25 protein-coding genes are annotated in these 23,337 nt (G+C 53.1%); 17 read left to right on the top strand and 8 right to left on the bottom strand.

What is annotated here, in order from left to right; genetic code table 11:
* Positions 1-190 precede the first annotated feature (190 nt).
* Both JF44_RS0100800 and hemA read left to right on the top strand, forming a co-directional pair.
* A complete protein-coding gene (locus JF44_RS0100800) occupies positions 191-1,594 on the top strand; it encodes an aspartate aminotransferase family protein (RefSeq protein ID WP_052065322.1) in 1,404 nt (467 codons plus the stop codon).
* A gap of 576 nt (positions 1,595-2,170) precedes the next feature.
* On the top strand, positions 2,171-3,388 hold the full coding sequence (gene hemA / locus JF44_RS0100805) for a 5-aminolevulinate synthase (RefSeq protein WP_033067064.1): 1,218 nt from the start codon (positions 2,171-2,173) through the stop codon (positions 3,386-3,388).
* A 258-nt stretch (positions 3,389-3,646) separates the two neighbouring features.
* Here hemA and JF44_RS0100810 read toward each other — a convergent pair whose 3' ends face one another.
* Positions 3,647-4,237 carry a DUF6338 family protein gene (locus JF44_RS0100810; protein ID WP_033067065.1) on the bottom strand — a complete coding sequence of 197 codons (591 nt, stop codon included), beginning with the start codon at positions 4,235-4,237 and terminating at the stop codon, positions 3,647-3,649.
* A 253-nt stretch (positions 4,238-4,490) separates the two neighbouring features.
* On the opposite strand from JF44_RS0100810, the gene JF44_RS0100815 reads away from it, so the two are divergent.
* Together JF44_RS0100815 and JF44_RS0100820 are read left to right on the top strand one after the other, a co-directional pair.
* Positions 4,491-5,030 carry a hypothetical protein gene (locus JF44_RS0100815; RefSeq protein ID WP_033067066.1) on the top strand — a complete coding sequence of 180 codons (540 nt, stop codon included), beginning with the start codon at positions 4,491-4,493 and terminating at the stop codon, positions 5,028-5,030.
* 72 nt (positions 5,031-5,102) lie between these two features.
* Complete coding sequence (locus JF44_RS0100820) at positions 5,103-5,609, top strand: GNAT family N-acetyltransferase (protein ID WP_033067195.1); 507 nt, start codon at positions 5,103-5,105, stop codon at positions 5,607-5,609.
* Between the two features lie 41 nt (positions 5,610-5,650).
* Here JF44_RS0100820 and JF44_RS0100825 read toward each other — a convergent pair whose 3' ends face one another.
* Positions 5,651-6,394 carry an SDR family NAD(P)-dependent oxidoreductase gene (locus JF44_RS0100825; RefSeq protein ID WP_033067067.1) on the bottom strand — a complete coding sequence of 248 codons (744 nt, stop codon included), beginning with the start codon at positions 6,392-6,394 and terminating at the stop codon, positions 5,651-5,653.
* 380 nt (positions 6,395-6,774) lie between these two features.
* On the opposite strand from JF44_RS0100825, the gene JF44_RS0100830 reads away from it, so the two are divergent.
* On the top strand, positions 6,775-7,476 hold the full coding sequence (locus JF44_RS0100830; RefSeq protein ID WP_033067068.1) for an SOS response-associated peptidase: 702 nt from the start codon (positions 6,775-6,777) through the stop codon (positions 7,474-7,476).
* Positions 7,477-7,522: 46 nt separating this feature from the next.
* On the opposite strand, the gene JF44_RS0100835 is transcribed toward JF44_RS0100830, so the two are convergent.
* Positions 7,523-7,708: a hypothetical protein gene (locus JF44_RS0100835; protein WP_033067069.1), complete on the bottom strand. Its 186-nt coding sequence runs from the start codon at positions 7,706-7,708 to the stop codon at positions 7,523-7,525.
* 205 nt (positions 7,709-7,913) lie between these two features.
* Entirely contained in the window at positions 7,914-8,771 is an 858-nt protein-coding gene (locus JF44_RS0100840) for a universal stress protein (RefSeq protein WP_033067070.1), read from the bottom strand.
* A gap of 322 nt (positions 8,772-9,093) precedes the next feature.
* On the opposite strand from JF44_RS0100840, the gene JF44_RS0100845 reads away from it, so the two are divergent.
* A complete protein-coding gene (locus JF44_RS0100845; RefSeq protein ID WP_033067196.1) occupies positions 9,094-9,411 on the top strand; it encodes an ArsR/SmtB family transcription factor in 318 nt (105 codons plus the stop codon).
* Between the two features lie 68 nt (positions 9,412-9,479).
* On the opposite strand, the gene pdxH is transcribed toward JF44_RS0100845, so the two are convergent.
* On the bottom strand, positions 9,480-10,100 hold the full coding sequence (pdxH, locus tag JF44_RS0100850) for a pyridoxamine 5'-phosphate oxidase (protein WP_033067071.1): 621 nt from the start codon (positions 10,098-10,100) through the stop codon (positions 9,480-9,482).
* Positions 10,101-10,231: 131 nt separating this feature from the next.
* Between pdxH and JF44_RS0100855 the strand changes: the two genes are divergently transcribed.
* From JF44_RS0100855 to JF44_RS0100865, 3 genes are all read left to right on the top strand, one after another.
* Complete coding sequence (locus tag JF44_RS0100855; RefSeq protein ID WP_238318340.1) at positions 10,232-10,723, top strand: RT0821/Lpp0805 family surface protein; 492 nt, start codon at positions 10,232-10,234, stop codon at positions 10,721-10,723.
* 204 nt (positions 10,724-10,927) lie between these two features.
* Complete coding sequence (locus tag JF44_RS0100860) at positions 10,928-11,845, top strand: DnaJ C-terminal domain-containing protein (RefSeq protein ID WP_033067072.1); 918 nt, start codon at positions 10,928-10,930, stop codon at positions 11,843-11,845.
* 179 nt (positions 11,846-12,024) lie between these two features.
* A complete protein-coding gene (locus tag JF44_RS0100865; protein ID WP_033067073.1) occupies positions 12,025-13,392 on the top strand; it encodes a mechanosensitive ion channel family protein in 1,368 nt (455 codons plus the stop codon).
* Between the two features lie 30 nt (positions 13,393-13,422).
* Here the strand turns inward: JF44_RS0100865 and JF44_RS0100870 are convergent, their stop codons facing one another.
* Entirely contained in the window at positions 13,423-14,781 is a 1,359-nt protein-coding gene (locus tag JF44_RS0100870; protein ID WP_033067074.1) for a YihY family inner membrane protein, read from the bottom strand.
* A gap of 203 nt (positions 14,782-14,984) precedes the next feature.
* On the opposite strand from JF44_RS0100870, the gene fabI reads away from it, so the two are divergent.
* The 8 genes from fabI to JF44_RS0100910 all read left to right on the top strand — a co-directional run bounded on the left by fabI (position 14,985) and on the right by JF44_RS0100910 (position 21,679).
* Entirely contained in the window at positions 14,985-15,815 is an 831-nt protein-coding gene (gene fabI / locus JF44_RS0100875) for an enoyl-ACP reductase FabI (protein ID WP_033067075.1), read from the top strand.
* Positions 15,816-15,897: 82 nt separating this feature from the next.
* Positions 15,898-17,001 carry a chorismate synthase gene (gene aroC / locus JF44_RS0100880; RefSeq protein WP_033067076.1) on the top strand — a complete coding sequence of 368 codons (1,104 nt, stop codon included), beginning with the start codon at positions 15,898-15,900 and terminating at the stop codon, positions 16,999-17,001.
* Positions 17,002-17,042: 41 nt separating this feature from the next.
* Positions 17,043-18,320, top strand: coding sequence for a hypothetical protein (locus tag JF44_RS0100885; RefSeq protein ID WP_156111551.1), 1,278 nt, complete (start codon positions 17,043-17,045; stop codon positions 18,318-18,320).
* A 198-nt stretch (positions 18,321-18,518) separates the two neighbouring features.
* On the top strand, positions 18,519-19,133 hold the full coding sequence (locus JF44_RS0100890) for a dioxygenase family protein (RefSeq protein ID WP_033067198.1): 615 nt from the start codon (positions 18,519-18,521) through the stop codon (positions 19,131-19,133).
* A 147-nt stretch (positions 19,134-19,280) separates the two neighbouring features.
* A complete protein-coding gene (locus tag JF44_RS0100895; RefSeq protein ID WP_033067078.1) occupies positions 19,281-19,886 on the top strand; it encodes a TetR/AcrR family transcriptional regulator in 606 nt (201 codons plus the stop codon).
* A 66-nt stretch (positions 19,887-19,952) separates the two neighbouring features.
* Positions 19,953-20,429 carry a DUF2269 family protein gene (locus JF44_RS0100900; protein WP_033067079.1) on the top strand — a complete coding sequence of 159 codons (477 nt, stop codon included), beginning with the start codon at positions 19,953-19,955 and terminating at the stop codon, positions 20,427-20,429.
* A gap of 113 nt (positions 20,430-20,542) precedes the next feature.
* Positions 20,543-20,971: a GlcG/HbpS family heme-binding protein gene (locus tag JF44_RS0100905; RefSeq protein ID WP_033067080.1), complete on the top strand. Its 429-nt coding sequence runs from the start codon at positions 20,543-20,545 to the stop codon at positions 20,969-20,971.
* Positions 20,972-21,145: 174 nt separating this feature from the next.
* On the top strand, positions 21,146-21,679 hold the full coding sequence (locus JF44_RS0100910) for a DUF4760 domain-containing protein (protein WP_033067081.1): 534 nt from the start codon (positions 21,146-21,148) through the stop codon (positions 21,677-21,679).
* Between the two features lie 3 nt (positions 21,680-21,682).
* Here the strand turns inward: JF44_RS0100910 and JF44_RS0100915 are convergent, their stop codons facing one another.
* Together JF44_RS0100915 and JF44_RS0100920 are read right to left on the bottom strand one after the other, a co-directional pair.
* Positions 21,683-22,423 (bottom strand): TlyA family RNA methyltransferase, encoded by a 741-nt coding sequence (locus JF44_RS0100915; RefSeq protein WP_033067082.1) that lies wholly within the window; start codon positions 22,421-22,423, stop codon positions 21,683-21,685.
* A gap of 74 nt (positions 22,424-22,497) precedes the next feature.
* Positions 22,498-23,175 (bottom strand): GntR family transcriptional regulator, encoded by a 678-nt coding sequence (locus JF44_RS0100920; protein ID WP_033067083.1) that lies wholly within the window; start codon positions 23,173-23,175, stop codon positions 22,498-22,500.
* Between the last annotated feature and the right edge of the window lie 162 nt (positions 23,176-23,337).

The raw sequence follows: 23,337 nt of genomic DNA on the forward strand, positions 1-23,337 counted from the left end.
ACCCCAGACCCGAGTCTGCCACGCTTAAAAACCGGTCGGAATTTCTGGCCGGTTTTTCGTTTGCAAGCGGTTGTTTTCCATAAAGCTTGCCCTCCTCTGCAGGAAAACATTGCGCCACATCTTCTCTGCCTTAAAGTGCGATCTATGTATTGGCGAGCAAAGCGCCCACCCCGAAATTCAGAGGTTTGAAATGACGATCGACGCCACCAACGTCAGCCCCGATATTGCCCCGACCGTTCCGGGCAACTCCGACGCCAGCCGCGATGTTGCAAGCTATCTGCATCCCTATACCAATCATGCTGCCCATGAAAAAACCGGGCCGCACATCATTACCGGCGGGGATGGCATCTATGTCACAGATGATCAGGGTCACAAACTGATCGAAGGCATGGCCGGGCTTTGGTGCGCATCACTGGGTTTTAGTGAAAAGCGTCTGGTCGATGCCGCCACCAAACAGCTCAACACCCTGCCCTATTATCATACCTTTGCCTCGCGCAGCACCAACCCGGCGATTGATCTGGCCGAAAAGCTTCTGGAAATCGTGCCGGCGCCGATGTCAAAGGTCTTCTTTGCCAATAGCGGCTCCGAAGCGACTGATTCTGCTGTGAAAATGGTTTGGTATTATCATAATGCCATTGGCCAGCCCGAAAAGAAGAAGATCATTTCACGCAAGAAGGGCTATCACGGGGTGACGGTTGCATCAGCCTCCATGACCGGCCTTCCGGGCAATCACAAGCTTTTTGATTTGCCAATTGATCGTATTCTTCATACCGAAACACCGCATTACTGGCGCGAAGCACAGCCGGGCGAGGAAGAAGAAGATTTCGCCACCCGTCTGGCCGAACAGCTTGAAGACCTGATCAACGCCGAAGGTCCGGAAACCATTGGTGCCTTTATCGCCGAACCGATCATGGGGGCCGGTGGCGTGATTGTACCGCCGCGCACCTATTTCGAAAAAATTCAGGACGTCCTGAAAAAATACGACATCCTGTTTATCGCCGATGAGGTGATTTGCGGCTTTGGCCGAACCGGACGGATGTTTGCAACCGAAACCTTCCGGCTTAAACCCGACATGATCACGGTCGCCAAACAGCTTTCCTCGGCCTATCAGCCGATCTCGGCCCTGTTTATCAACGACAAGATTTATCAGGGTGTGAAAAAAGGATCGAACGAGGTTGGTACCTTTGGTCACGGCTTTACCTATTCCGGTCATCCGGTTGCAGCCGCCGTCGCGCTTGAGACGCTAAAAATCTATGAGGATGACGGGATCATTGATCACGTACGTAACGTCATGTCGCCATTCCAGAAACGGCTTAAGGCATTGAACAAATTCACCCACGTTGGCGAAACACGTGGTCGGGGCCTGATTGGGGCGTTTGAACTGGTGGCCGATAAATGTGCCAAAACCCCGTTCGAACCCTACGGCGCGGCAGGCAAGGCTGTGTCGGAAGCCTGCCTGAAAGAAGGCGTGATCCTGCGCGCACTGGGTGACACGGTTGCCTTCTGCCCGCCGCTGATCATTACGGAAACCCAGATCAACGACATGTTTGACGGGGTTGAAGCCGCCCTGACAAAATGGGAAGCAACCCTTTAACGCTGCCCCAACTTTGCATGGAACACAAACGCCTGGCAACAACGCCCCGCGCGGTATTTGATCGCTTCGGGGCGTTGTTAAATTGCGGCGTTATGATGCGCTTCTTGGCCCTTGCACATCCAAAAATCAGCGGCGCATTGATGGGGTGATTTTGGAAAAATGGCCCCAGAAATAGCCATAGCCAGACCAAACCCAATAGTTGATAGATTTTTTCGATGTAAAAAATTGAATTAATTGCGGCGCAAAAGCCCTTCGCATCCTTGCCAAATGAAGCCAATAGGGCCAAATTGGGGAATAACGTCAAACGGAGCATGCTCCGACCCGAGATCGACAAAAGAGAGATGGATCGCCTTCTCTGATCTGATGGTTCCAAAGAAATCTGGAATCGCTTTAATTTTTGACAAGGGTCAATGCCCTGTCGGTTGTCATGACCGATAAGGAAAATATAACGACCCGGTCAAGCCGGAGGATATGTCCAGAATCGGTACGCTGATCTGGACGAGACCAGAGCTTTGTGATGCCACGACGAATGATCATGTGCGTGACATTGCAAAGAGACAGGCGAAAGAAACAAGTATGAATTACAACACTTTCTTCAAAGATGCGTTGGCTGGCCTCAAAGCGGAAGGCCGGTATCGTGTATTCGCCAATCTCGAACGTATTGTCGGAAAATTCCCCAAGGCCCTTTATCACCCGGATAATGGCGAAGCACCCCGTGAAATCACAGTGTGGTGTTCCAACGATTATCTGGGTATGGGCCAGCACCCCAAAGTTCTTGATGCCATGCAAAGTGCCATCACCGGCCAGGGTGGCGGTGCGGGTGGCACGCGTAATATTTCCGGCTCCAACCATTTGCATGTCGCGCTTGAGCATGAACTCGCCGACCTGCATGGCAAGGAAGCCGCCCTTTTGATGACGTCAGGCTATGTTGCGAACTGGACGACGCTGTCGACGCTGGGCTCTAAATTGCCTGATTGCGTAATCATTTCGGACTCGCAAAACCACAATTCCATGATCGAAGGCATGCGCCATTCCAAGGCGGAACGCCGCATCTGGAATCACAACGATGTCGATCATCTTGAGGCAATCCTCAAGGATCTTGGCCCGCAGCGCGCCAAGATTGTTGCCTTTGAGTCCGTTTATTCCATGGACGGGGACATTGCACCAATCGGTCAGATCCTTGATCTGTGCGAAAAATACAATGCGTTCTCCTATCTCGATGAAGTCCACGCGGTTGGCATGTATGGCCCCCGCGGCGGCGGTGTTGCCGAACGCGATGGCGTAATGGACCGGGTCGATATCATTCAGGGCACGCTTGCCAAGGCCTTTGGCGTGATTGGCGGCTATATCGCGGCCAAACCCGAAATCGTCGATTTCGTACGCAGCTTTGGCAATGGTTTCATCTTTACCAGCTCCCAACCGCCAAGCATTGCCGCCGGTGCGCTGGCATCCGTCCGCCATCTGAAAGAAAGCGATGTCGAACGCGCAGCCCAGAAAGAGCGCGCCGATACCCTTCGCGCGCGCATGCGCGAGGCCGACCTTCCGGTGATGGATGCGCCAAGCCACATCGTCCCGCTGATGGTTGGTGACCCGGCGATGTGCAAGGAAGCAAGCGACCGGTTGCTATTTGAACATGACATCTATGTTCAGCCGATCAACTACCCGACCGTACCACGCGGTACCGAACGCCTGCGCTTTACACCGGGGCCGCTCCATAATGACGAACTGATTGATCATCTGATCGACTCGCTTCTCACGGTCTGGAGCAAGCTCGGCATTTCCAAGGTGGCCTGAAATACAACCTGAGGAATTAAAGAGACGAGAACTAAAACAGCAAGAAAGTAAAATACTTCACGTCTCTTTTTAAAATTCGCGATCTTAGGTCTTCTTTGGAGGACTTTTTTGAGGTTTACTCTCCTGTTTCTCTGGTTTATGTCCGCCTTCGACATTGTCTTTGGGTTTGTAACCTCGTTGACTTGGGCTGTACCCTTCGTTTGCAGGCTTATAGCCATCCTTAAACGGTTTGTGTTGATTCGACATTTGCAGTCCCTCTCAATTTAGATGCCAAAATTCGACCGTCGATATTTCGCTGGACACGATTATGACTCCAGCGGAATTTTTTTTAGGTTTTTTGAACCCACCACGCTTATCTGCGAACCACGCTTCTTCCAGATAAATTTGCTCTTTGGCTGGAGCACTAGAAGAAAAAGACCTCTCTGAATACTTGCCATATATGGCTTTACCGTCATTCAGCGTTACTTTGACCCAATAGTGTTGTCCCTGCGAAAACACATAATCCCAAGGGAGGGCTGTGGGATGTGGAGCACGCCTTTGCATAAAATCTGAGGTGCGAATAGCCTTCCACAGGCTGACGAGTATTATTGGAAAAACAAAGAAAACAAATACATAGAAAAGAAAATATAGAAACCCACTTTGCTCCCGTAACTTCCCACTCTCGACCAAATATATAGGAACACCCAAAATAGCATACGTAATGCAGCTATATGATATTGCGTCTATTAGAAGGTCTGACGAAGATCTTTCCGTTCCAGGAAAAATTATTTGATATACTTTTATGCTCACAAAACCTGGGATCACAAAAGTCAGGAACAGCACAATTTTGTCTATGTCCCAGATATCCATTGCCTATCACTTTCTGCACAAACTCTTAATTAATGATATTTAATTAAACCTCAGATTGCAGATCAATGCAAATATTCCATGCTGTAAAGCATTCCGCGTAACAAAAGAGCATCGTTCGTTGTTTGCATGTGCAAAGTCGAATCCTATATAATGGGACTTGCCTATAACTAAGTGTGACATCACCTTAACTCATTCTTGCAATTAAGAACCGTTCGCGTTAACGTCGGACCTGTCATCAAACAGGGACCGCTTTATGTATTCGGATAGAACCTTGCTTCCCAAAGAATGTCTCCGCCTTTGCGCTCTTGGCACGCTGGCCCTTTCCGACAAACCGATCAGCTATCCTGATCTGGCCAATTCGGTGCGCCATTTCATGTCCCATATCATGGGGCCATCGCTTGATATGATGGGAAGTTCGCTTCAACTCCTTAAACTTGAAGGCCTGGTCAAGGAAGACACCGCAAATGGCACGTTTTCCGATGCTCAACTGTGCCTGACCGATGCCGGGCATGCCAAGTTTGTCGAACTGATGCAGGGCAATCTGCGCGATACATCGGGCGAACTTTCGCGTCTGATCATGGCGCTTAAAATGCGTTACCTGCATTTGCTTGATGAGGACATTCGCACAGAACAGCTCGAAATTCTGCTTGATGTCTGCGAGCTTGATCTGGAACGGGTACTTGCGCTGCGTGACGAACATGCCAATGAGGCTGAAAATTTCACGGGCTGGCTTGAAATGGAAGTCCGGCGCCTTGAACAAAAGCGTGACTGGCTTAAAAGCCTTTCTACCTAGGGCATTTTCCCGCTATAGTGGTGACACATGACCAGCAGGAAGCAGGTCCAACGTCACAGGCAGGGACGGGAAATGTTAATACGTGAAGAAACCGAACGGGATATCGCGGCGATTCACGCGTTACTGGCCAGTGCTTTTGAAACAGCACCCCACAGCCAGCAGACCGAACATCTGATCGTTGAGGCGCTCAGAAAAACGGGGAACCTGACGCTTTCCCTGATCGCAGAGCAGGACAGTGAACTGGTTGGCTGCATTGCGTTTTCACCGATTAAAATCAATGGAAAATCTTGTGACTGGTACGGGCTGGGCCCGGTTGCAGTGACCCCGGACCGTCAGGGCATGGGGATTGGCTCCGAACTTATCCAATACGGCCTGAGGCACTTGCGCGCTGATGATGCGCGTGGCTGCGTTGTTCTGGGCGAGCCGGAATATTACAGCCGGTTTGGCTTTGCCCCCCTGCCCGACCTGAAACTTGACGGCGTGCCCGATGCCTATTTCATGGCCCGTCCGCTGGTCGATGAAGTCCCACAAGGCAAAGTTGATTACAATCCTGCCTTTTATATCACCGCTGCAAACTGATACAGCGCGCGGCACTTACTGCCCGTTGCTTGAGGCAAACATCAATAAAGATGCTGCCCGCCGGTAACGAATATCTCCGTGCCCGTAACATAGCTGCTGTCTTCGCCGACAAGATAGTGAACGGCGGCGGCCACATCTTCGGGCGTGCCCATGCGGTTCATCGGGATGCGCGGCACCAGTGCCTCATATTCCGGGGAAATCATATCGGTTTTGATCTCGCCCGGGGCAACGGCATTGACCCGTACACCAAGCTCGGCGAACTCCACGGCCATTTCACGTGTCAGCCCGGACAGGGCCGCCTTTGAGGTCGAATAGGCCGATCCGGCAAACGGATGAACATAATGCCCGGCGATTGATGTGATATTGCAAACGGCCCCCTTGCCACGATGAAGGGCGGATGCAAACCCACGCGCAAGCGTAAGCGGAGTGAAGAAATTCAGTTCAAACACATCACGCCATGCCGAAATATCCCCATTCAAGCAACCAAGTCGTTCTTTGTAGGGCGTCTTGGGCGACACACCGGCATTATTAACCAGCGCATGCAGCGGATCATCGCCAAGAATTTCATTGGTTTCATGGATGAAGGTTTCGACCTCTTCAGGTTTGGAAAGGTCAGCACGGATATGAATGCCCTGCGCCGGGTCACGCGGGCAGCTTGGCGGCGGTGCTTCGCGCGAACAGCAAATCACCCGCCAGCCCCGTTTGGCAAAATAACCAACCGTGACATGGCCGATGCCACGACTGGCACCTGTCAGGACGATTGTTTTCGGGGCATTGCTGGTCATCGAATATACTCACTTCACGCGTTCTGAGCGCAATCAGGGGATTAGGGTCAGTATTCTCATCGCCACGTTATAGCATTGCAAACAAACGCCATCTAAGGAAAAGCCCAAACGTCGGTGATTTTTATCCCGCTTTGCCCCTTGCTCTGCCTAGAGTCTGCTCCGATTAGGTTGCAGCGCTTTTTTTTGTGTTTGGCGAATTGTTTGGCAAGGCACAGCACGCAAGAGCGATGCGGGGCATCGTTCAAGCGGTGTAACGCTGCAAACCATCGGCAAAACGGTGCAACCTAGTCGGACCAGACTCTAGGGATATGGCACAGTGCAGATAATTGGCAAGCCCGTGCAAACACGTTATGTTTCCCCTTCTCACAACGGGCAGAACCATGTGCAGCCGCTTTGATCTGAACGATGATATCCGTGCCTTTCAGGTACAGCTTGGCCTGGAAATGGAAGACATCCGCCGTATGGTCAAGCCAGGCGGCCCCAGTGATATTACCAATGACTTTACCAGCAATCCAGACCCGACCAATGACGATGAAGAGGCCGCGTTTGAAAGCCTGACCGGCACACGCCGACCGACAGACCCCATCGCCGCGATTCTGCCCCATCGCAAGGCGGGCATTCGGTTTTGGGGGTTAAGTGTTTCGGGGCTGAACAACCCGATGATCAATGCACGTGCCGAAACACTTACTGAAAAGCCGACATTCCGGCCCCTTTTGAACTGCCGCTGCCTGATCCCGGCCAATGGGTGGTATGAATGGCGCAAGGATGGTACGGCCAAACATAAAAACCGTATCACCCTGCCCGATCACCAACCGTTTATGTTTGCCGGTCTGGAAAATGGGCGTGAAGCCACCATCATCACCTGCGCACCATCGGGATCAATCGCCCATATTCATAACAGAATGCCCGCTGTGATTGGCCCAAACCATATCTTGCAGTGGCTTGATCCCGCCAATGACTTCAATGACCTTCGCCCGATGCTCGGCCCGCTGCCAGATCATGTTTTATCCTGGCATGAGGAAACACCTGATCCGGACAACGCCGATCAGGATGCCAACCAGATTAATCTGTTCTCAAAATAGGAATGTGCCACGCAGGCCGGCAAAGCCGATGTGCGTCTGTCGGGTGTTATTCGGTTTCGATGTCGTTCGCAGCGCAGGGTGTTGCACTGCATCCCGGCAGAGCCGCACCAAGACCGGATTGCCCGGCAACCACCGCGCCAAGATCAGGCACGCCAACCCGCGGATTGTTAAGTTCCTGTGCCAGGTCTTCGGACATCGATGCAAAATCAATGATATCGCGCAAAGACAACATGGGTGTTCCCCTGTCAGACGTTTCTTTTCCTCAATGCGAAACACCTCGTTTTTCGGGGTTTCGTCTATGTCATTTAACAGTAACCCTGTCGCGGATTGTTCGCGGATGCAACAAAAAAGGCGCAAAAGAATGCGCCTTTTCAGAAACGTATAATTGGACAGGCGATTATATGACGCAATATCAGGCGCTTACCCTTACCTTTAGGTCAATGCATTATCCAAAGCGGCAAAGCACATTTTGCAAGCATATCCTGCGTCACCCCGCCAAGGATCATTTCCTTGAACCGTGAATGGCTGTAAGCCCCCAAAACGATCGTATCGGCACCGCATTTTTCTGCCTCGAAAATCAAGGTATTAGCAACCTGTCCGGTCTCGGTGCTTTCAACGACGTTTGCTTCGACTCCATGCCAGGTAAATTGTTCTGCCAGGGCCTTGGCACTGGCGCGGCCATATGGAACATCGCCAACACTGACGATTGTGACTTCCTTAGCATTGCGTAAAAGTGGCATGGCCGAGGTCACCGCACGCGCCGCTTCTATCCCGCCATTCCACGCAATCATGACCTTTTCACCCAAGGTTGCCGGGGCCTTCGCCGGAGCCACAAGGATCGGACGACCGGTTTCCATCAGGGCAGCATCAAACGTCAGCGACGCGGATGCTTCTTTGGGATCGCGCCCAATCACAACCAGATCAAAAAGCCGCCCACGCCGCGCGACCGTTTCATCTTCGCGCCCGCTGTCCTTACGCCAGGTGCAGGTTGGCTTGGCGGTTGTTGATGGCGTGTTGGTTTCCTCAAGCCCCGATGCACTTACAGCGGCCTTGTAGGAAGCCTTGCCTGCTATTTCACGCTTTTCGGTTTCCTGTGATGCGGCCTGAATCATTTCTTCGATGATCAGTCCGGACATGCCTTCACCAACAATCGGAATGGCGTCTTGGGGTTCGGCGGCAACAAACAGTGCTTCGAGATGCGCATCAAACGATTTGGCGATGTTAAACGCCGTTGTCATGACGCGTTCATCAATCGCCGTGCCTGCCACTGGTGCCAGAATTGTGCGAATTGCCATTTTGGTTTCTCCCGCCTGTCCATCAGGTAACTGAACCTGCTTTTAATATGGTCTGTATATGCCCCTATCGAAAGCAGTATGCGTTTCTTTCCGCCTGATTTCTTTGTTCAAGATCAAAATATTGCGAAAGTTCTTGTTGTTGTTTCATGCTGCGCCGCTGATGCCGCTTTTACCAACCAGACCGTGCATAAAATGATTGTAACATGAATGGTTGTGATTACGATGGCGCTTTGAACGTCAAGATATTATCCTTTAGAGCATGATAATGGGCGCACCCCCAAAACGGTGTGGCGCACAGCGACAGGAACGGGGTGACGCACGAATGGATTACGAAGCACTGCATGAAAATGCACGTGAAGCCGCAGAATTTCTGAAAACGCTCGGCAATGAATGGCGTTTGATGATTTTGTGCTCGTTAGGCGACGCCGAAAAATCGGTCGGGACGCTTGAGAACGAATTGGGCATAAAACAATCCGCGCTGTCACAGCACCTTGCGCGTCTGCGCCGCGAAGGCCTGGTCAAAACCCGCCGCGATGCCCAAACCATCTATTATTCACTTGCCAATCCCGACATCATGAAAATCATTGCTGTCTTGCAAGATACGTTCTGCCCGCCAGAAACCGCTGCCAAACGGGCATAATTACAGACTGACCGAATCACAAAAAAACGCACAAGGCAGAATCTCCTGTGCGTTTTTTATTTGGGCAATTACGGAAACAGTTTTTCGATGTTCCAGCCCGCATCCTGATCATCGCGGGTAAACAGCTTGCGGTCATGCAGGCGGAATTTCCCTTCAGACCAGAATTCGATCCGGCCAGGCACAAGTCGGAAGCCGCCCCAATGATCCGGGCGCGGAACCTTGCCAAGGCCAAATTTGGCCGTAAATTCCGCCACGCGTTTTTCAAGATCAAACCGGCCGCTCATCGGGCGGGATTGAACCGATGCCCAAGCCCCCAATTGGCTACCGCGTGGACGGGATGCGAAATATTCATCCGATTCAGCGCCATCAACCTTTGCGACGCGGCCTTCGATGCGCACGCATTTTTCAAGCGACTTCCAGTGAAAGCACAATGCCGCAAAACCGTTTTCGGCAAGTTGATCACCCTTGCGGCTTTCATAATTGGTATAGAAAACAAAGCCGCGTGTATCAAAGTCCTTAAGCAGAACGATACGCGCTGACGGGCGACCTTGCGCGTCGGCCGTCGCCAGCGTCATGGCATCCGGATAGGCGACTTCGCTTGATTTCGCCTCGTTAAACCATGTGTCGAACATCTCAAACGGGGCGTCGTGGGGTTCGTGCCCAATTTTTGGCGTATTTTTTTCGTTCATTAGGAAAATAATTCCTTTAGCTGATTGGTTTTGTTGCCCGGCAGGCCATTAATTTGGGAACTACGGTGGCAGCAATGACGTTGGATCAACATATAAACCCAAAGCATATCGGTTGGGACTGTAAAGACAAGATGGGCAAAAGAAACATGAAATTCCGTCACATCGTTATTCCGGTCGTCATGACCGCCTTCATCGCGGGTTGCGCCCAGGATCAAGGTCAAAAGCAAACCGCCGGCACGCTTCTGGGCGCTGTGGGCGGTGCTGTCGCAGGTTCGCAGTTTGGCAAAGGCAGCGGACAGCTTGTTGGTGTAGCGCTTGGTACGCTTGCCGGTGCCTTCATCGGCAGCGAAGTGGGCCGGTCACTTGATAACGCAGACCGTGCCATCATGGCGAAAAACACGCAACGCACCCTTGAAGCTACGCCTACGGGTGAAACCACAACCTGGCAAAACCCCGATACTGGTGTTCAGGGCACGGTCACCCCGACCCGCACCTATCAGGCGCCCAAAACGCAGGAATACTGCCGTGAATACCAGCAAACGGTCATGATCGGCGGTCAGGAAGAAACCGCCTATGGCACCGCATGCCGCAAACCGGACGGCAGTTGGCAGGTCGTGAACTGATCTTCGAAAAACACCTGAAATTTAGGGCGGTGCGATCCTTGCGATCTGCGCCGCCTTTTCATATTTGAGGATCGGTTCGGGCTGCTGTTCCCCGGCCGTTTCCATAGTTTCGGATCATCTGCGGCAAAACGGTTCATCTTTTGCCCTGCATGATCTAATAATGACGCATCAACGTGCTTTTTAGTTTTTAGAACCGGTCAGTAAATGCAGGATCCCTATCAGACTCTTGGCGTTTCCAAATCTGCCAGTCAGGACGAAATCAAAAAAGCCTATCGCAAGCTGGCGCGTGAACTCCACCCCGACGTCAACCCCGGCGATGCCAAAATCGAAGAACGCTTCAAAAAGGTTTCAAGCGCCTATCATTTGTTGGGCGATGCAGACCGTCGCAAGAAATTCGATAATGGCGAAATTGATGCCGACGGCCGCGAAACCAGCCCGTTCGCCCGCGGGGGCAGTGCGCGTGGCGGCGGCGGTGATCCGTTCGGCTTTTCAGGGGCAAATGCCGAAGACATTTTTGACGAGATTTTCGGCAAGGGACGCAGTCGTGGTGGCGGAGGCGGCTTTGGTGGCTTTGGCGGGGAACGCAAACCCAAAAAGGTCAAAGGCCCCAATATCTCCTATGAGCTGAGCCTTGATTTTGCCGAAGCAATCCTTGGCACCACCAAACGCATCAACCTTGCCAGTGGCAAAAGCCTTGAAGTCCGCATTCCGCCGGGCAGCGAAGATGAACAGACCCTTCGCCTGAAAGGTCAGGGCATGGCGGGCATGAATGGTGGTGAAGCGGGCGATGCCCTGATCAAGCTGCATGTTCATCCCGATAAGACCTTTCGCCGTGAAGGCAATGACATTCATTGCGATCTTGCCATCAGCCTCTCAGAAGCGGTTCTGGGCGGTTCCATCGAAGTGCCCATTGTCGATGGCAAGGTCAATATGAAGCTGCCTGCCAACGCCAATAGCGGCACCAAATTGCGCCTGCGCGGCAAAGGTGCCCCCTATGACCGGGGCAACAAACGCGGTGATCAATATGTCCATCTGACGGTCAAGCTGCCCGAAGAACGCGATGATGACCTGATCGAGTTCATCAAGGAATGGACGGAAAAACATCCCTATCAGGCGCGTTAGGCCCAACGATCAAAGCCGGTAACAACCGGCTTTTTTCTTGTCTGTAATTCCCCACCAAATGACTTTTGGCAATCATCGGCCTTGGCGCTGCTTGTGTTCTGCCTGTTAATTTGATTTCGTGTTACCATATTGTTTTAAAGGGCTTTGTCGCAAAGAGCAGAACGAACATCAGGGACAAAATGGAACATCTGACCGATCCGGATATCTATCTGCAATGGATTGAACAGGCAATCGCCTGGCTTTCTGCAAACGTTCTGCTGGTCCCCATTCTGATCCAGATTGCCGCCTGTATCCTTGCCGTCATTCCAGCCCTGTTGTTGCGTGGTCGACTGGCATCCTTGCTCTCACGGCTGCAAGACTGGAAACCTTTGTTGCCCTATGCCGGGTTTCGCCGCTTTGCACAGGTTTTGCCTGATCTGGCCTTTCCGCTTTTACTGATGGTCACGGTCTGGCTGATTGATGCCATCGCCCTTCAGGCAGGTTATCGCCACAACGTTATCCGGCTGGTGGCAAGTCTTCTGAATGCGTGGATCGTGATCCGGCTGGCAGCGGCGATTGTCAACGACCCGATCTGGTCACGTACCATTGCCACCATTGCCTGGACGCTGGCAGCACTTAACATCGTCGGATGGCTCGACCCGGGCATTGAAATCCTTGACGGTATCGCGCTGCAGGTCGGTGAATTTCGTGTTTCCGTTTACGGGATTATCAAGGCTGTCCTGTCGCTTGCCGTATTGCTGTGGGTAGCGTCCTTTGCCTCGCGCCTGTTTGAACAACGCATCCGCAAGGTACAACGCCTGACCCCATCGGTTCAGGTCCTGATGTCCAAGCTGCTAAAGCTTGTTTTGCTGTCGGTCGCGGTTCTGTTTGCGCTTTCGACCATCGGTGTTGACCTTACCGCCCTTGCTGTATTTGGTGGGGCGGTTGGTGTTGGTATCGGTCTTGGCCTGCAACGCATTGTTGCCAACCTGATCAGCGGCGTGATCCTGCTTCTGGATCGTTCGATCAAGCCCGGTGATGTAATTGCGATTGGCGAAACATTTGGCTGGATCCAGTCGCTGGGCGCGCGCTACACCGCTGTTCGCACCCGTGACGGGACGGAATTTCTGATCCCGAACGAAGACCTGATCACAACCCAGGTCGAAAACTGGAGCCATTCGGACGTCAAACTGCGTCTTAAAATTCCAGTCGGCATTGCCTATAGCTGCGATCCGCATTTCGCGATCAAACTATGTAACGACGCTGCGGCGAAATGTGCGCGCGTTCTTGAAAATCCCGGCCCGAACACACTTTTGCGTGGCTTTGGCGATAATTCGGTCGATCTGGAAATCCGTTTCTGGATCAATGATCCGCAAAACGGCCGCGGCAACATCATCAGCGAGATTTTGCTCAACGTCTGGGACGCCTTCAAGGAGCACAATATCGAAATCCCGTTCCCGCAACGCGATCTGCATCTGCGCAGCGGCGATGCCACCCTGCGCGTTCAGATGGAAACACCATCCACACAATCGGCAAATGGCGATACCATCGGAAGACAGAACGATTAAGCGCTGACAATCCTTTCGGGTCGAAACCGCCTATTCCACAGTCTGAACCATATCGTTCTGATCAATTTCGGTTTCTTTGGGCACATCGTCCCTTGGTTTGACCGGTTCGGGTACCTGATCGTCGGGTTTGGGCGTATCAAGCAATTCCCCCACCATGATATCAAGGACCTTGCCACGGGTTTCTTCAAGCGCGATCAGCCTTTCACGCATCATGGACGGCCAACCGCCATCGGCCTGTACCACGAGCAAGCGGTCATAATCCAGGAACAGCCCCAAACGGGTCATCAAATCAATCAGGCGCAACCGTTGCAGATTGCTTGAAAGCAGCCAGCGATGACTTTCGGACCGTTCAATCAGTTTTTCACGACGCAGGGCAGCAAGCGCCCAGTTCAAATCACGCCCGCCCAATTTCAATTCGCGCATCATGCGGCGATAGGTTGGTGGTTTGATCCCGTCATGAAACCGGTTCTGCAAATATTCAAGAACCCGCAAAACCGCAATGATCCGTTCCATATGCCCGGGTACTGCCCCGCGCGGATCGGGTATCAAACCGGCGGCCCGTGCCGCACGCCATTCCGATCGGGCCGCGGCCACCTGTGCGCCCAGCAAAACAACAATCCAGGTCAGATACATCCACAGCAGAAAGATCGGCACGATCGCAACCGCGCCATAGATGGTCTGATAGGTCGGGAAAGTGGTGACGTAAAACCCGAACGCCTTTTTAAGCGATTCAAACAACACCGCAGCAACAAGGCCACCGACCACCCCGTCGATGATTTCAACCGACCGGTTCGGCATCCCGATAAACAGCAATGAAAAGGCGGCTGCCGATAACAGAAATGGCGCAAGGAAGGCCAGTTGTCCGATCTGCTCACCCAGCGCATCGCCACCAACAAGATGACGCATGGCAAAGAAATACGATGCCAGTGAAAGACTAAGACCCAATAACATTGGCCCGACTGTCAGAAGCGTCCAGAACACGACAAGGCGGGCAAGCAACTTGCGCGGGCTGGTGACGCGAAAGACGTCATTCATCGCCCCTTCAATCGCGCTCAGCAGCATCACTGCCGTCAGGCCGAGAACGATTGTGCCAATCGCGGTCATCTGTCCGGTGTTTTGCAGGAAATCGCCCAGATAACCTGTCACCTGACTGCCGGTTTCGGGCAGGAAGTTGTTCAGGACCACATCCATGATCTGATCCTTGAACTGATCAAACACCGGAAATGCCGACAACACGGTAAGCGCAATGGCCAGAAACGGCACCATGGCCAAAAGCGTCGTGTAAGACAGCCCAGCGGCCCGCTGAATGGATTTGTCATGGACAAATCGCATGATGGCATAGCGCCAGAATGCGGTCCGATCACGGATCAATTTATGAATTTCGACCATATAAACACTTATCCCCACGCATTTTCCGGTTATACTGCATGTGATCAACAGGATAGCGTGCCTGCACATGTTATGACAGGTCAGATTGACCTTGCCCGCGCTTTGTGTAGGATGCGCCGAATGTCTAATGATTTCTGCGCTGGTCGCGGCCTTTTTTGAATGCCTCCACCTGCCAGAGAGAGATCGTGGGAACGAGAGGAATTATGAGCCTGTCCACCGAAAACATTTCGGGCCTGATGGCCGGTAAACGCGGCCTGATCATGGGGGTCGCCAACGATAAATCGATTGCTTGGGGTATCGCCCGTGCCGCGGCTGCTGCCGGTGCTGAACTGGCCTTTACCTATCAGGGCGAAGCGCTTCAAAAACGCGTGCGCCCGCTTGCCGAGTCTGTCGGCAGTAATATCGTTCTACCCTGCGACGTGACCGATGCCGCCAGCATGGATGCGGTTTTTGACACGCTCAAGGAAAAATGGGGCAAGCTCGACTTTGTCGTGCATGCGATCGGTTTCTCTGACAAGAACGAACTGCGTGGCCGTTACGTTGACACCTCGCCGGAAAACTTCGCGATGTCGATGAACATCTCGGTGTATTCCTTTACCGCCATCGCACAGCGCGCGGAAAAGATGATGTCTGCGGGTGGTTCGCTTTTGACCCTGTCCTATTACGGGGCGGAAAAAGTCATGCCGCATTACAACGTCATGGGTGTTGCCAAAGCAGCCCTTGAAGCCAGTGTAAAATATCTGGCCAATGACCTTGGCCCGGATGGCATTCGCGTCAATGCAATTTCCGCAGGCCCGATGAAGACCCTTGCGGCTTCGGGCATTGGCGATTTCCGCTATATCCTGAAATGGAACGAATTCAATTCACCGATGCGCCGCAACGTCACCCTTGATGATGTTGGTGGTTCGGGTCTGTATTTCCTCTCAGACCTTTCAACCGGCGTTACGGGTGAAACCCATCATGTCGATTGCGGCTATCACACGGTCGGCATGAAACAGGCGGACGCACCTGACATCAATGTTCAGAAATCCTGATCTGAACATGATATGATTTTGCGGGCTGCCTTTCCGGGCGGCCCGTTTTGTCTCTTAAAAAATTTAATTCTGGATTTTCGGTATGGCTGGCAACAGTTTTGGAACGCTCTTTCGCTTCACCACATTCGGCGAAAGCCATGGCCCTGCTATTGGCTGTGTCGTTGACGGTGTGCCACCGCTTCTGGAACTGTCCGAGTCTGATATTCAGGATTATCTTGAAAAACGCAAACCCGGTCAGTCGCGCTTTACCACCCAGCGCCGTGAACCTGATCAGGTCAAAATTCTTTCAGGCGTGTTCGAAGGCAAAACCACCGGCACCCCCATCGGGCTTCTGATCGAAAACGTTGATCAGCGCTCCAAGGATTACGGCGAGATCAAAAACCAGTTCCGCCCGGGCCATGCTGATTACACCTATTGGGAAAAATACGGCACACGTGATTATCGCGGCGGCGGGCGTTCTTCGGCCCGTGAAACCGCGATGCGCGTTGCCGCCGGCGCGATTGCCCGCAAAGTTCTGGGCGACGGGATTACAATCCGCGCGGCCCTTGTCAAAATGGGCACCAAGGAAATCAACCGCGACAACTGGGACTGGAACGAAGTTGATAACAACCCGTTCTTCTGCCCGGATGCGCAAGCCGTTCCGATGTTTGAAGAATATCTTGATGGGCTGCGCAAGGATGGCTCATCGGTGGGTGCCGTGATCGAAGTTGTCTGTTCAGGCGTTCCGGTTGGCCTGGGTGATCCGGTTTATGATAAGCTTGATGCCGATCTGGCCAAGGCCATGATGACGATCAATGCCGTCAAGGGCGTTGAAATCGGCAATGGTTTTGAAGCCGCCGAGCTGACTGGCATTGAAAACGCCGATGAAATGCGCCTTGGCAATGATGGCAGACCTGTCTTTGGTTCCAATCATGCGGGCGGCATTCTGGGCGGCATTTCATCGGGTCAGGATATTGTCATTCGCTTTGCCGTCAAACCGACCAGCTCGATCCTCACCCCGCGTAAAAGCATCGATATCTATGGCAAGGAAGTCGATGTCGTGACCAAGGGCCGTCATGACCCTTGCGTTGGCATTCGCGGCGTTCCGGTTGGCGAAGCCATGGCCGCCATCGTTCTGGCAGACCACCTGCTGCGCCATCGCGGGCAATGCGACGGCTGGAACACGGACAAGCATTTCCCAAGCTGATCTCCCCTCCCCACTCTGGTTTTTGCATCACAAACCGGGAAATGCCGCGTCTATGTGGCATGAACCCGATATTGCTCAAAACCCTGATCTCGCTCGCAGCATCCAATAACAAGCCCGCCGCCAGTGGGACTGTTGGCAGTGATACGCACCTGAAAAACCGTACCGTCCTGTTCTCGGACGAGGCAACGGACATTCCCGAATGGGGCATTTCAGGCCTTCCGGCAATGATCCTTGGCGCGGCACCGCAAACCTGCCTGTTTGTCGGCGACCTTACGGCCAATACGCCTGACGCGGACAGCCCCACCTCAGAGGCGTCCGACGATGAGGCCCCCGACGATACTCCATCCGCCGACACAGTATCCTTTTCACTAACCATCAAATCCCCACCCGAAGAAGGCAGCCGCCTTTCAGCACGCACCATCGTCTGGAAACTGACAGTGCCCGTCTCGGGCTATCGCGATGTGCAAACCACCGCCAACAGCCCAAGCGTGCGCGCACCCGTGATAAAAACCCAAATCAAACTGGGCGGGATCAAACGCGATGTTGAAATTGGCCTGCTGGAAATGGGCGGCCTTGAACAGCCTCTTCTTATTGGCAAGGATACGCTTGGGGACAAATTCCTTATCCGCCCAGATCGACCAGAAGATGCCAAATCGCCCAAAGCCCCCTCGGTCGATTTAACGCCCAAACCACAAGGCGACAGCGACCATAGCAACGACACGGCCCAAACCGATCCGTCCAAAGCGGCCAAAACGGACGAAAGCAACGCCCAGCCCGCAACACCCCAACCGCCCGACACAGATGCAACGGATCAAGATGCGTCTGCGGCACAGACTGACACGCCAACCGCCCCAAACAGCAATGAAACGGGAAAGACGGCGGACGCACCGCAATCGGACGACACGGCCTCCCCCGACACCAATTCCAGCACCAATCCGCCAGCAGCTTCAAGCAGCGATGATACAATCGCAACGGATGCAACGAATGCAACGAATGCAACGGATCCAACGTCCACATCCGGGGCCCCCAATTCCGCAGATACGACGCAGGCTGAACCGCCTGCCCCGGCAACAGCAAACGCCGCCGCCACTGACCCGACAGGCACAACTGATACTACAGCCCCTTCTGACACCAGCAGCACGACATCAACATCGACAGCAGAGACACCAACCGACGATACAACACCACCGCCCAAGGACGCCGAAGGCGAAGGCAACAGCACCTCCCAGCCCAACACAGCACACAGCACCGCAGACGAAGATCAAAAACCGGCAGAACCAAAACCGGCCACATCCAGCGAGACCACTCCTGCCGGATAGACTGCCCGCCCGCGCCGGTGACTTGAAGACCTAATGACCTCCTGAACCAACTGCACCGCCCCTGAACGGGCGGTGCCTTTGTTTATCGGAACGACCCGTTTTTCTTGCGTCGTGATCTTGTAGTGCGCCATATGCACCATATGTTTCATACATCATAATAATCATCGGTCACCAATGGCCGGGAAAGGCATGACGCGCATGAACGTTACAATGGATTTATCCCGACTGTCGCGCAGATCGGTTTTGAAAGGCTGGCTTGCAACCGGATCGGTCCTTTTGGCAAATACCATCCTTGCGCCCAAGTCGCATGCTGATCGCCTGGACCTGTCAATCACCCCGGCCTGTGGCGAAGATACCGGCCCGACACGGAGTGCGACCGAAGGCCCGTTCTATTCCGAAAACCCACCTGAAAAACGCGACTTCCGATCCGATGTAGACGGCCCTCCCGTGACGTTGATCGGGTATGTACTTAGCGCCGATTGCCAACCTGTTCCCGGTGCGATTGTGGACCTCTGGCATGCCAATCACAAAGGCCAATACGACAATCAGGGCTTTAAGTTACGCGGTTATCAGAAAACAGATGCGCAGGGCCGCTATTACTTTGAAACCATCCGCCCGGCTGAATATGCCGGACGCACCCCGCATTATCATGTCAAAATAACCCTGCCGGCGGGTCGAACCCTGACCACGCAGCTTTATTTCCCTGATGAACCGCGTAACGAACTTGATCACCTTTATGACAGTGCGCTTCTGATGAACGTGAAAACTGTCAGCGACGGCGAAATCGGCCGGTTTGATTTTGTTCTGGGCTAGGGCCTGTTGATGATCACCAAACACACTTGTTTCGCGACATCTCCATAAACCACGTAACACGTAGAAATGTGATTTTTGCTCTTGCGTCTGGTTACGTCTGACTTTAATGTTAACAAAGTTAACATAAGAAAATCGAGATACGAGCCTATGGGAAAATATCACCACGGTGATGTCCGAAATGTCCTTTTGCAACAAGCCGAAACCATCCTGACAGACGAAGGCCCAAGTGGCCTGTCACTGCGACGCCTTGCGCGCCTGACCGGTGTGTCCGAAGCCGCACCCTATCGTCATTTTGACGGGAAGGATGGCATTTTGGCGGCAGTGGCGATTGCCGCCCTGGAACGCTTTGCCGCACAACTTGAAGCCGTTGCCGACACCACTGAACAGCACGAAGAACGCATCATGGCGCTGGGCGCCGCGTACGTTCGATTTGCAGTTGAAAACCCGCAGCATTTCCGACTGATTTTTGGCCGGGAACGCCCGCCGCTTGATCAATATCCCGAATTGCGCGACGCCGCAGACAATGCGTTTGATGTCTTGCAACGTGCCGTGACCTCGGTTGATCGCAAGGCGGAAATGACCTTGGCGGAGGCCGCCAGTGCCTATAACCGTGCACTTGCCGCATGGAGCCGTGCGCACGGCATTGCCATGCTGGTGATTGACCGCATGATCGTTCCGCCTGTCGATCAGGATCTTTCAGACTTCGTCCTGGGCCTTTTGGCCGAAGATCTGACCATCCCCGAAAGCACGTAAAACACAAACGTACCATGCCTCCTTCTTGGCATTCTTGGCATTTGCCTTAACCAACCGGAACTCACGATGGAATATTCAACCGTCAAACTCATTCACGTTCTTGGTGCTATCCTGTTTTTGGGCAACATCATTGTCTCAGCCGTCTGGAAAATACAGGCCGACCGCACCAATGATCCGGTCGTGATCGCCTTTGCCTGCCGGTTGATCAATATTACCGATCTGGCCTTCACCACGCTGGGCTCTGCGCTGATCGTGATTGGCGGTATCGGACTTTTCTACGCGACGGGCATATCGCTTTCAGAAGCCCCATATCTGATTTACGGCATCAGCCTGTATGGCATGGCGGCGATGCTGTGGCTGGCAGGCCTGCTGCCACTTCAAATATATATGTCGAAAATCGCGGCACAAACCGTCGCAAACGGCGAAACCGAAATGCCGTCAAGCTACGAGAAGTGCCGCAGGTTATGGAACATGGTGGGCCGGATCGCGATTCTGTTCCCTTTGGGTGCCCTTTATCTCATGATCATGCGTCCGGACTTCTAGGATCCAAACGCACAGCACATTCCACCATACGGAAAGCCGTTTTATCTGATTGATCGACTTTTGGGGCTGCCCGTAAGATGCCGCCAGTTAAATGAATATCCGGGAGAAGTCCGATGCTGACCATCAAACGCCTGTCCATAGATGACGCCTATATTCTGATCGAAGGTGCGCGCAACCGTGCAACTGAAATCGGGGTTCCGATGTGCATCGCAATTACCGATGAATCCGGTGTTCTGATTGCATTTGAACGCATGGATGGTGGCAAGGTCACCAGCGCGACCATCGCCCAGGACAAATCCTTTACCGCATCGGGCGCACGCAAAGGCACCCATGAATATGCCGCCGCAGCACAGCCTGGCAAACCGGCCTATGGCATTGATTCCGAGATTGGTGGCCGCCTGTCGATTGTTGCCGGTGGTCTTCCGGTTATGGTGGACGGTGAATGCGTCGGCGGCATAGGGGTCAGTTCCGGCACACCGCCGCAGGACCAGGATTGCGCCCAGGCGGGCATTGATTTCTTCATGAAGAAAATCGGCAAATAATCAGAAAGGCGCTTGTGCAACCACAAGCGCCTTCGAAATTTTGCGGAATTTAAAGTTCTTAGAGGCCGCGTTCTGTTTCGCGCATCATAAACCCATCCTTTCGAGCAGTGGACATTCAACTCCTGAAGCCGATAATACAAAACTAAAGCTTCTCAAGCAAGTTGATCCAGACTCATGGACATTCTTTATGACCTGATCCTGCCCGGCGTTGCGACCATAAAAAGCTATGCTGACAGCCTTTCTTCCCAAGAAGCAATTCTGGTTTCCGCTATTCTTGCGACTTTAGGCTGGACTCAATCAAACCGCCTAACACGAAAACTGAACCGAAAACAACATACCATGTCGGTCATGCTGAAGGACGAAAACCTTCAGAAAGGCCTTACAATCGTGCGCCCGTATGTCAAAGAAGGCAGGTACCCGCTTCCCGGCACAAAGGAACACGATTGCTGGCAAACTGGTCTTAGAGCGTGCCTGAACTATTATGAGTTTCTATGTGTTGGCATTCTGCGCAAGGATTTTGATGAAAAACTGATCCGAATGACAGAACGCTACACGCTTGTGACGCTGCATCAATATGCGTCAAACTACATCACGCATTTGCGTGAATTACGACCACAAGGCGATAAATCAAGCGACCGAAGTCAGATTTATATGGCTCTTGAAAAAATTGCGAAACGTTGGGAAAAACCATGGATGCGGCTTCCCTGAATCCTAAACAGCTTTCCGCCCGCAAATCAGAAATTCGACATTGCCTTCGGGCCCGGTGATCGGGCTTTTGGTGAGGCCAAGCACTTCCCACCCCGGCAGGTTTGAAAGCCAGTCTGAAATCGTGTCGCAGACTTCCTGATGCAATTCGGGTTCGCGCACAACGCCCTTTTTACCAACACGTTCCTTGCCGACTTCGAACTGCGGCTTGATCAGTGCGATCAGATACCCCCCATTCTTGACCCGTTCCATGCTGGCGGGCAGAACGGTGCGCAGACCAATAAAGCTGGCATCGCAAACAACCATATCAATCGGATCAGGGATATCTTCTTCGGTCAGATGGCGCGCATTGGTTTTTTCCATGACGACAACACGATCATCATTGCGCAGCTTCCAATCAAGCTGCCCCTGCCCGACATCCACGGCATAAACCTTGCCCGCCCCGTTCTGAAGCAACACATCGGTAAAGCCGCCCGTCGACGCCCCGACATCAACGGCGATAAACCCGGTGACATCAATCTCGAACTCGGCCAAGCCTTTTTCAAGCTTAAGTCCACCACGCGACACCCACGGATGGGGCTGCCCGCGCAGCGTGATCGAAATGTCTTCCTTGCACTGCATGCCCGATTTATCAAGCCGTTGCTCACCGCTAAAAACATTGCCTGCCATGATAAAAGCCTGTGCCTTGGACCGGCTTTCCACCAATCCGCGTTCCACAAGCAACTGATCCAAACGTTTCTTTGCCATGAAAGCGTTCTAGCGCACCAAACTCAAAAGGTCACGCGTTTGGTCACGGAAATTGTGTGGAATAGGTCCTGAGCCTAGCTTGCCAGCGGCTCCAGATATCCGCGCGGTACAATCGCCAGAAGATCATTAAGCGATTCGCCCTGAACCGCGACATGCTGATGCATCAGTTTTCCTGCCGCCTCGGCCTCGCCATTGGAAATTGCGCTGAGGATATCTGCGTGCTCATTGTTTGATGTTTTTACACGGCCCGGACGGTGCAACTGCAACCGGCGATATGGCGCCAAACGGTTGCGCACATTTTTTGTCTGGCGCTCAAGGAAACTGTTTCGGCACCCGGCATAGATCGCTTCATGGAAGCAGACATTAGCCTCGTAATAGGCATCGGCATCCGCGTGATCCTTAAGCGCGCTACAGTCTTCAGACAACGCAATCAGATTTTCAATATCAGCGCGCGGCATACGACGTGCGGCCAAACGGGCACACATGGCCTCAAGCTCCGCCATGACTTCGAACATTTCGATCAGTTCGGCAACAGTGATCGACGCGACAATGGTCCCGCGTCGCGGCATGGTCGCCACAAGGCCGGACCCGGCAAGCGTTTGCAATGCTTCGCGCACCGGAGTCCGCGACACACCGAATCGTTCACTCAGCGAACGTTCATCAAGTTTATCGCCGGGCTTAAGCACGCCGGTCACAATATCGCGTTCAAGTTTCTGTACCAGATCGGTGGCAAGCTTTCCGTTTTGCGACATTTGCGCCCTCATTGATCAACACTTACTGGTATACCAGAACATATAATCTGGTACCAATCAAAGCCTTTTCGATGCTGCTTCGCAAGGTTTTCGTGCTGCGATGCAAAAATTCACCCGCCGTTTTCTGCGATTTCCAGGCCAATACTGCCACGCGGACTTGTG

The organism is Thalassospira australica, from assembly GCF_000763295.1.
Lineage (GTDB): Bacteria > Pseudomonadota > Alphaproteobacteria > Rhodospirillales > Thalassospiraceae > Thalassospira > Thalassospira australica.